The sequence below is a fragment of the Anoxybacillus pushchinoensis genome (assembly GCF_900111795.1).
GTDB lineage: Bacteria > Bacillota > Bacilli > Bacillales > Anoxybacillaceae > Anoxybacillus > Anoxybacillus pushchinoensis.
Genome location: NZ_FOJQ01000072.1, coordinates 1 through 8,987, shown reverse-complemented (window position 1 = coordinate 8,987; position 8,987 = coordinate 1). Strand labels below are relative to the sequence as shown.

The window sequence follows — 8,987 nt, the reverse complement described above, 5'->3', positions numbered from 1 at the left end:
CTCATTTCCTCTAAGCTCTTAAATTCGAGCAGTTGGGCTACCAATAAAAATTTAATATAGGCTTCTGTTGTCAGCTTTTTTGTGTAATAGTCCTGTTTCAATTCTTTGACTTGTTCGCTAAGTTTTTGAATATTTATGGGTGAAACCCATTTACCAAATGATGAAATTAGTGTATTCTTGTCCATAACAGTTATCCTTTACGATTGGATTTGGACAGGAACCACCTGTACTTCCATTGTAAAGGATTTTTTTGTTTCGAAATCAATAAAAAATTGAACATTCTTAGTATTTTGAATCATCAGATTTAATTACTGCAATGCTAGTGAAAAATACAGAAAATTTGATAAAAAACTATTGAAAAACGATAAATGATTCCATATAATAAACTCATGTTATAAAAATAAACATAAGAATGTGAGGTAATGTAACATGAGTGGATTACTTGTATCTGAACAAACAAACACTTCAATCATTGAACAAATTAAAGAAGTGATAAAGCAAAAACATGTTGAACTATTACATTTGCAGTTTGTTGATATTGAAGGGATTTTAAAACATGTCACAGTTACAGCGGAGCAACTAGATGATGTAGTAGAAGGAAAAATAATGTTCGACGGATCATCGATTAAAGGATTCTCACCGATCAATCGTTCGGATTTATATTTACTTCCTGATTTACAAACATTCGCTGTATTGCCTTGGACAGTAGAGAATGGATACGCGGAGGCGCGTTTTCTCTGTTCTGTCGTCAATCCCGACGGAACGTTATTTGAAGGTGATCCACGCAACGTATTGAAAAAAACAGTTGAGCGGGCTAAACAAAAAGGATATACCATTTCTGTCGGACCTGAATTAGAATTCTTTTTATTTAAAACAGATGAAAATGGAAATGTAACAACGGAACCCCAAGATAACGGGGGATATTTTGAACCATCACCAAAAGATCTCGGTGAACGTGTCCGCTTAGACATTTATCGTGCATTAAAAGAGATGGGCTTTACGATTGAAGCTTCACACCACGAAGTTGCTGAAGGTCAGCATGAAATCAATTTCAAATACGCTGATGCGCTTGGTGCGGCAGACAATGCAACAACGTACAAGTGGGTTGTAAAAACGGTTGCTAGAAAATACGGATTGCATGCTACGTTTATGCCAAAGCCGATTTTTGGTATTAACGGTTCAGGAATGCACGTAAATATTTCTTTATTTAAAGATGGGGAGAATGCTTTCTTTGATCCGACTGACGACAATCAGTTATCTGAAACAGCATATCAGTTTATTGCTGGCTTATTACGTCATGTAAAAAGTTTCGCTGCCATTACCAATCCACTTGTAAACTCATACAAACGTCTTGTGCCAGGATACGAGGCTCCATGCTATATTGCTTGGTCGGCGTCAAATCGCTCAGCATTAATTCGAATCCCGGCTAAACGTGGATTAGCAACACGCGTTGAACTTCGTTGTCCAGATCCGTCCGCAAACCCGTATTTAGCTTTTGCAGTCATTGCTGAAGCAGGACTGGACGGTATAGAAAAAAGTAGCACTTGCCCTGCGCCAATTGATGAAGACATTTTCCACATGACAGCTGAACGTCGTGCAGAGCTTGGTATTGAAAACCTCCCAGGCAGTTTAGGAAAAGCGATTGAACAATTAGAAAGTGGATTTATCGGCCGTCACACACTAGGTGATCATGTATTTAACGAATATATCGCGATGAAAAAGAATGAATGGGATAGCTATCGGACAGCTGTTCATACTTGGGAAATTGAACATTATCAAACGAAGTTTTAAGAGCGAGCACATTGAGCTCGCTTTTTTGCATGTTTTCATTATGTGTTTACACAACAAATGGTATATGATGAGAGGTAGAAAAAAGGAAAGGGTGATATCGTGCCTAAACGAATCATTTCAATCGTTGTCGCCATTTGCGTTGCCACAACGATGTTATGGATTTTCGGTTTAATCGTTACTATTCAAGACCAATTTTTTTATGAAGCTTCTTCATCAACAAAACAAATCGAGGCGACAAATTCAAACTCAAAACAAAAAGATGCGCTTTCGATTGTCGCTCTCGGCGATTCGTTAACGCGTGGAACTGGAGATGAAACAGGAAAAGGATATGTCGGTCATGTGATGGATGAACTTAAAAAACGAACAGACAAACAAATTCAATTTACTAATTTAGCAATTAAAGGACAACGGTCTGCACAGCTTATTGAACAGTTGAAACAAAAAGAAGTGCAACGTCAAATAATAGAAGCAGACATCATCTTGATGACGATTGGAGGAAATGATTTATTTCGCGGTGGCGAAGCATTACGCGATTTGTCGACAACACAAATAGAAAAAGAGAAGAAAAAATTTATTGAACAACTAAATACAATTTTCCTGCTTATACGTGAGATGAACGAAGATGCACCTGTATTTTATATCGCCTTATACAATCCATTTAACGATTTAGACAACGGAAAAGAAACGTCGGCGATTGTTAGAAATTGGAACTATGCCGCATCCGAAGTGGCTGCCCAATACAAGTCCATCATTTGTGTTCCAACGTACGATTTGTTCGAACTTCAAGTAAACGACTATTTATATACGGATAAATTCCATCCAAATAAAGAGGGATACAAACGAATGGGTGAACGCGTCGCTGCACTTATCACATTAACGGAAGGAGAGAAATAATGGAAGAAACGTTAGTTGTACAAAACGTAAAAAAAACGATTGGAAAAAAAGAAATTATTAAAGGACTTTCGTTTTCTTTAAAAAAAGGAGAAGTGTTCGGCTTTTTAGGCCCAAATGGCGCAGGAAAAACAACGACGATTCGTATGCTCGTCGGATTAATCAAGCCGACATCCGGGAAGATTTTTGTTTGCGGATATGACTTGCAAAAACAATTTACAAAAGCCATTCAACATATTGGCTGTATCGTTGAAAACCCTGAACTTTACCCATATTTGAGCGGATGGGAAAATCTTGAGCATTTTGCACGTATGTTGCCATCCATTTCTACAACACGCATTCAAGAAGTTGTTGAGCTCGTCGGCTTACAAAATCGGATTCATGATCTCGTTCGAACATACTCTCTTGGCATGCGGCAGCGTCTCGGTATCGCACAAGCGTTACTTGGAAAACCTACCGTGCTCATTTTAGATGAGCCAACGAACGGTCTAGACCCTGTCGGCATTCGCGAAATGAGACAATTTATTCGTACACTTGCCGAACAAGAACAGTTAACTGTTCTCGTTTCATCACATTTATTGAGTGAAATACAACTCATGTGTGATCGTGTTGCGATTATGTCTAAAGGGGAAATTATTCGCATTGATACAGTTGAACATTTATTGAAAGAACAAGCACGGACATACTGGAATGTTCACCCGATTCATATCGCAAAACAAATATTAAAAAACGAAACAACCGTTCTAGGTGAAAAAGATGACTTCATCGTTACAGTTTACGAATCAAACGAAGTCATCGCCCGTTGTAATGCCCGCCTAATTGAAGCCGGAGTGAGTGTGAGTAGTATTGAGCGCAAACTTCCAACACTCGAAGACTTATTTATCGAATTAACAGGAGGGGAAACGATTGATTAATCTCGTATACAATGAAATGTTAAAAATCGTTCGTAAAAAACGGTTGTTTATTATCGCAGCAATTGTTGCTGTTCTCGTTAGCTTGTTTACATATGCGCAATTTAAACAAGTCGAAACGATTCGAGAACGAATCGGAACAACAGATTGGCGCACACAACTACAACAACAAATCATCGATACACAAAATCGGTTAAATTCGACAGGAATTTCTGAAGAGTGGAAAAAATTTCTTAAAATTCGTTTGCAACAACAACAATATTATTTAGACAATGACATTAATCCGATGGCACCTGGTGCACCGACGTTTATGCGCATGTTCATCGAAAATTCGATTGAACTGTTTTTGCCGCTTCTTGTTATGGTCATTGCCGCTGACCTTGTCTCGTCAGAAGCAAGTGGGGGAACAATAAAACTATTGTTGACACGTCCTGTGAAACGATGGAAAATTTTAATGAGCAAATATATCGCTATGATTTTATCTACATCCTTTATCGTGTTTTCCGTTGCAGTTTTATCGTATGCCATCTCGGGCATTGTATTTGGATATGGCGGATGGAATTTGCCTCTTTTAACAGGATTTTCGATTCAAGGTGAAGAATTAAATACAACGGGTGTTCACCTCATTCCTCAATGGAAATACTTACTTATTGAATTTGGACTTGCTTTTTTTGTTTCACTCGTCGTCGGCACGCTTACATTTATGCTTTCCGTGTTGCTGCGTAGCACAGCAGCAGTAATGGGAATCATGCTCGCCGCTCTTATTTCTGGAGCGATTTTATCAAGCATGGTGTCGTCGTGGGAATCCGCAAAATATTTGTTTATGGTCAATTTGCGACTCACAAGCTACGTTAGCGGCATGGCACCGCCTATTGATGGAATGACACTTTCATTTTCGATGACTGTACTAGCCATTTGGGCGCTTGTAGCGCTTATCATTTCTTTTTATGTATTTACGAAAAGGGATGTTTACTGATGAAAAAAAGGTTGTATACCGCGATGGAGAAGTTGCAACAGCGAACGCCAACGATCATGGACTTTGACACATTTGCTCAATATGCCGTACTTCTACCGCTCGTCCGTCAAAATGACGATATATTTGTTTTATTTGAAGTACGCTCATTACATTTGCGTCGTCAACCGGGGGAAATTTGCTTTCCAGGTGGAAAGATAGACGAATGTGATCAAAATCCGAGCGATGCCGCTGTTCGTGAAACGTGTGAAGAGCTAGGTATTCAAAAAGAAAATATTACACACATCGTCCCGCTTGATTACATGTTGTCGCCTTTCGGTATGGTCATTTATCCGTTTGCTGCGTTTGTAGATATGACGTGCATGAAAATAAATGAAAAAGAAGTGGCAGAAGTATTTACCGTTCCGCTATCCTTCTTTGTTGAAACAAAGCCAGACATATATCACGTTCAGCTTGAACCGAAACCCGAAGAGCATTTCCCGTTCGAACATATCCCAGGGGGAAGGCAGTATAATTGGCGGCCGCGACAAATTGAAGAACATTTTTATTATTACAAGGATAAAGTCATTTGGGGACTGACAGCAAAAATCGTTTATCATTTCACCCGACTCATTCAAACAAAGGAAGGGGAATACGCATGACAAAACCAGTTGATTTAGGGTTTAGTATTTCGCTTATTGATTTATATGACTTACAAACTGCTCAACGAACAGGAGCGTATGTATTTCAAGAGGAAGAAGTGACAATTATTGAAACGAGCGCAAGCCCCTCGATCCCACATTTAATTAAAGGGTTAGAAGCATTATCCATTAACTTACACGATGTGAAAAATATTATCGTCACTCATATTCATTTAGATCACGCGGGCGGGGCGGGTGTGTTATTGCAGCATTGTCCAAATGCTCGCGTATTTGTCCATCCAAAAGGTATGCGCCATTTAGCTGATCCGTCTCGTCTTATTCAAGGAGCAAAAGCGGTTTATGGTGAAAAATTTGACGCATTGTTTGACCCCATCGTTCCAATTCCTGAAGACCGATTAATTGCAAAGGAAGATGGAGAGACGCTACAAATTGGAAAAGATCGCACGCTAACGTTTATGCATACACCAGGACATGCGAATCACCATTTTTCCATTTATGATCCAAAAAGCAACGGTATTTTTACAGGTGATACAGCTGGCGTTTTTTATCCGCAACTTCTTTCATACTACGTAGAGCTATACTTGCCATCTACATCACCAAATCAATTTAATCCCGAGGCGATGCTTGCATCCATTGAAAGATTTAAGGCATTACGTCCAGAGCGTATATATTTCGGTCATTTTGGCATGTCGCAACAAGTGCAAACGGTTTGGGAACAGTTGCACTACTGGCTTCCTATTTTTGTTCAAGTAGGCAATGAAGTCGTGAGTGAACAAGCCAATCAATCGTTTATAGAAAAAACCGAGGCCGTTTTCAATCGTTTATTTGAGATCGTTCGCACCTTTTTGCGTAAACAACAAGTACCAGATGATGCTGATGTATATCAACTACTTCAACTTGATTTACAAGTATGCGCAATGGGGCTTGTTGATTACGTTGAGAAACAAAAAAGGTAATTGACGAAATATAACGTTTTCGCTATAATTTTTTTGGCACCCCACTGTACGGAGGAGTACCCAAGTCCGGCTGAAGGGGTCGGTCTCGAAAACCGATAGGGGTGTCAAAGCCCGCGGGGGTTCGAATCCCCCCTCCTCCGCCATCTTCCTCTTTCTGTTTCTTCTTTAGTAATCTTTCTTCGTCTTGTTTTTTATTCCAACTGCGAGGATGTGGCATATTGAAAAAGTATTATGTCGTTTGGCAAGGAGCAAAAACAGGCATTTTTTCATCTTGGGATGAGTGTAAACAGTACGTCATTGGCATTCCCGGGGCAAAATATCGCTCATTTTTATCGAAAGAAGAAGCGGAGCAAGCATTTGCATCTGGTCCAATGATGGGCGGCACGAAGAAGAATAAGATCGTCGAACGTTCAATGAGTTATATAGAAGAAAGCTTGTGCGTAGATGCAGCATGTAGCGGCAATCCTGGTGCAATGGAATACCGAGGGGTACATACGAAAACAAGGGAAGAGTTTTTTCGTGTTGGACCGATGATCGGTACGAACAACATTGGTGAATTTTTAGCCATTGTACATGGACTAGCGTGGCTACAAAAACAAAACAAAAATTGGCCGATTTATTCAGACTCCGCTACGGCTATAAAATGGGTGAAAGAAAAAAAAGCGAATACGACGCTTGCCCGTACTGCTGAAACGGAACGTGTTTGGCAGCTCGTTGAACGCGCCGAAGCGTGGTTGCGCACACACCATTATACAAACGAAATTATAAAGTGGGAAACGGAACAATGGGGAGAAATTAAAGCGGACTTTGGTCGAAAGTAAAAGGAGAGGGAATCAACCTTCTCCTTTTTGCATGTCATCAAGTTGTTGTTTTAGTCTTTGTTTATCAAGCTGTTCACCGATAATGACAAAATGTAGTGGAACGTTCATCTCTTCTTTCATATATAGTGGTGTCCCATAAGCGTACTGAAAAGAGTAAACCCCGCTTGTATGAGTAAAACGCAAAAAACCTTTCATACGATAAATTGTATCAGGCAGCTGGCGTACCCATCGTTCAAACATATGTAAATCAATTGGTTTTGTAAATGTATGTACATACGTTTGAATGCGCAACCGCTCAACGTTCAGTCGCCCATGTTCGTTTCGCGGCCGATGTGACAGAAGATGAATATCATCTATGCGGACATTAGAGTATGTCGTGAAAATGATGCGCGCATCACTGTTGATTGCTTGTAACTCAAACGATAATTTCGCCTGCGCATCTACACATAATTCGTCTGTCTTATTGATGATTAATACATCTGCGTGACGAACTTGTTCTTTTAATAACATTTGCAGTGGAACAGAAAGTTGTTGACGATTTGACCAACGCGTGGCGTCAATCGTTGTAATGATACCCCTCATTTGAACACGACGAGCAAATAATGGCGATATGCACGCATCGAGTACTTCAACTGGATGCGCTACCCCTGTTGTTTCAATATAAATCACATCTAATGCATGTTGCCGAAGCAGAGAATAAAGCTCTACTTCAAATTGATCTTGAATCGTGCAACATACACACCCACTTAATAATTCGCTTAACACAGCGTCTTCTGAAACGGCATGTGAATCAATTGATACTTGACCGATCTCATTCATCACAACCGCTATTTTTCGTCCTCGTTCTTTTTCACTTTGCAAGAAACGCTTTAATAGTGTCGTTTTCCCGCTTCCAAGAAATCCAGATAAGATGTATATGTCTGTATGTTTCATAAAACGCTCCTTTCTACATGTTCTTTTTTGATCATAGTCAAAAATAATAAATAGCACAAGAAAATATATCGTACATCGATGGACAATTTGCTTAAAAGACAAAAAATGATGCATCTGTCCTTGCATACCTTTTGTTTTCTTTCATATACATATCTTCGTGATCTGTTTGGAAAAATTTTTATTATATATTTACAAACTTATCTTATTGTGTATATAATTTACTAAATCAATTGATTTTGGAAGGGAGGAAAGAGTTATGACAACAATGACAGAAGTGCATGGCGCAATTGAACAAAGAAGATTGGCCCGCCCTCCCGATGTGAAAATCATTCACCTTTTCACAAGCGATCGCATGTCGCAGGGAAGGATGTGTTCCCTGCGTTTTTTTGTGCCATCCGCGGAAAGATTTTGTCCAACGGATTTTTTACTGAAAGGGGGTGAGTAAATCATGAAATTTCATTTGTTTTTTTTAACGATTTCCATCCAACGACGAATATGGACAGCTGAAGAAATAGAGCGAGAGCAGCTGATTCGACAAGTTGAAGAAAAGATGATGGATCGAAAATGTTCAATGTACCAATTGTTTTAATTTAGACGAAAAATACATGTTGAAAGGAGAATGAAAAATGAAACAACAGCAAACAAAAACAAATATAACATGGACGGTAGATGACGATTAGTTTTATGCGACAAGAGTTGATCAGTGGATCAGCTCTTTTTTCTTTACAAAATCTTTACTTGTTTATAGTTTATATAAGTACACTAGCGTCGCATTAAAATAATTTAACACCTTTAAATAAACCGAATTTTCTGAAATATAATCCAAACACAAAAAAATCCTTTATAATGGTTGGGTGGTAGTAAACCATCCAAATCCAATACAAAGGACAAAACCATGGATAAGTTTACACGAAAAACATCATTTGAACAATGGTTTTCACCGATTAATCGTCCATTATTTGATGACCTAGTGAAAACACATCAATTAAATCACTATACCAAGAAACTTTATATGGCTTCATTTATGAAACTGCTTTTGTATGCCCAACTCCATGAAACCGAGAGTTTAC

The 8,987-nt window shown here is 39.0% G+C and carries 12 protein-coding genes and 1 tRNA gene; 11 read left to right on the top strand and 2 right to left on the bottom strand.

Going from position 1 to position 8,987, the window contains the following annotated elements:
- Positions 1-185, bottom strand: a 185-nt coding sequence (locus BM213_RS13220; protein ID WP_143091208.1) for a DUF4372 domain-containing protein, incomplete at its 3' end; no start/stop codon positions are given.
- Between the two features lie 244 nt (positions 186-429).
- Between BM213_RS13220 and glnA the strand changes: the two genes are divergently transcribed.
- From glnA to BM213_RS13180, 8 genes are all read left to right on the top strand, one after another.
- Positions 430-1,791 (top strand): type I glutamate--ammonia ligase, encoded by a 1,362-nt coding sequence (gene glnA, locus BM213_RS13215; protein ID WP_091704912.1) that lies wholly within the window; start codon positions 430-432, stop codon positions 1,789-1,791.
- A 99-nt stretch (positions 1,792-1,890) separates the two neighbouring features.
- Positions 1,891-2,685 carry an SGNH/GDSL hydrolase family protein gene (locus BM213_RS13210; RefSeq protein WP_091704909.1) on the top strand — a complete coding sequence of 265 codons (795 nt, stop codon included), beginning with the start codon at positions 1,891-1,893 and terminating at the stop codon, positions 2,683-2,685.
- Positions 2,685-3,596 (top strand): ABC transporter ATP-binding protein, encoded by a 912-nt coding sequence (locus BM213_RS13205; RefSeq protein ID WP_091704907.1) that lies wholly within the window; start codon positions 2,685-2,687, stop codon positions 3,594-3,596. The genes BM213_RS13210 and BM213_RS13205 overlap by 1 nt, the downstream gene beginning before the upstream one ends.
- Positions 3,589-4,569 (top strand): ABC transporter permease, encoded by a 981-nt coding sequence (locus BM213_RS13200; protein WP_091704905.1) that lies wholly within the window; start codon positions 3,589-3,591, stop codon positions 4,567-4,569. The genes BM213_RS13205 and BM213_RS13200 overlap by 8 nt, the downstream gene beginning before the upstream one ends.
- Positions 4,569-5,207: an NUDIX hydrolase gene (locus BM213_RS13195; RefSeq protein WP_091704903.1), complete on the top strand. Its 639-nt coding sequence runs from the start codon at positions 4,569-4,571 to the stop codon at positions 5,205-5,207. The genes BM213_RS13200 and BM213_RS13195 overlap by 1 nt, the downstream gene beginning before the upstream one ends.
- Positions 5,204-6,163 (top strand): MBL fold metallo-hydrolase, encoded by a 960-nt coding sequence (locus BM213_RS13190; RefSeq protein WP_091704901.1) that lies wholly within the window; start codon positions 5,204-5,206, stop codon positions 6,161-6,163. Before BM213_RS13195 ends, BM213_RS13190 begins: the two co-directional genes overlap by 4 nt.
- 50 nt (positions 6,164-6,213) lie before the next feature.
- Positions 6,214-6,306 (top strand) — tRNA-Ser (locus tag BM213_RS13185).
- 75 nt (positions 6,307-6,381) lie between these two features.
- Entirely contained in the window at positions 6,382-6,984 is a 603-nt protein-coding gene (locus BM213_RS13180) for a ribonuclease H1 domain-containing protein (RefSeq protein WP_003397178.1), read from the top strand.
- 12 nt (positions 6,985-6,996) lie between these two features.
- Here the strand turns inward: BM213_RS13180 and BM213_RS13175 are convergent, their stop codons facing one another.
- On the bottom strand, positions 6,997-7,917 hold the full coding sequence (locus BM213_RS13175; protein ID WP_091704914.1) for a CobW family GTP-binding protein: 921 nt from the start codon (positions 7,915-7,917) through the stop codon (positions 6,997-6,999).
- A gap of 256 nt (positions 7,918-8,173) precedes the next feature.
- On the opposite strand from BM213_RS13175, the gene BM213_RS13170 reads away from it, so the two are divergent.
- From BM213_RS13170 to BM213_RS13160, 3 genes are all read left to right on the top strand, one after another.
- Positions 8,174-8,362: a hypothetical protein gene (locus BM213_RS13170; protein ID WP_091704898.1), complete on the top strand. Its 189-nt coding sequence runs from the start codon at positions 8,174-8,176 to the stop codon at positions 8,360-8,362.
- Between the two features lie 3 nt (positions 8,363-8,365).
- A complete protein-coding gene (locus tag BM213_RS13165) occupies positions 8,366-8,506 on the top strand; it encodes a YrzI family small protein (RefSeq protein ID WP_006318510.1) in 141 nt (46 codons plus the stop codon).
- Positions 8,507-8,812: 306 nt separating this feature from the next.
- Positions 8,813-8,987 (top strand): DUF4372 domain-containing protein (locus BM213_RS13160; protein ID WP_143091207.1); only part of this gene is annotated, 175 nt, incomplete at its 3' end.

Coding starts and splice junctions, on each gene's coding strand:
- BM213_RS13205 (WP_091704907.1), top strand. CDS start 2,685: ATGGAAGAAACGTTAGTTGTACAAAACGTAAAAAAAACGATTGGAAAA.
- BM213_RS13195 (WP_091704903.1), top strand. CDS start 4,569: ATGAAAAAAAGGTTGTATACCGCGATGGAGAAGTTGCAACAGCGAACG.
- BM213_RS13190 (WP_091704901.1), top strand. CDS start 5,204: ATGACAAAACCAGTTGATTTAGGGTTTAGTATTTCGCTTATTGATTTA.
- BM213_RS13165 (WP_006318510.1), top strand. CDS start 8,366: ATGAAATTTCATTTGTTTTTTTTAACGATTTCCATCCAACGACGAATA.
- glnA (WP_091704912.1), top strand. CDS start 430: ATGAGTGGATTACTTGTATCTGAACAAACAAACACTTCAATCATTGAA.
- BM213_RS13175 (WP_091704914.1), bottom strand. CDS start 7,917: ATGAAACATACAGACATATACATCTTATCTGGATTTCTTGGAAGCGGG.
- BM213_RS13170 (WP_091704898.1), top strand. CDS start 8,174: ATGACAACAATGACAGAAGTGCATGGCGCAATTGAACAAAGAAGATTG.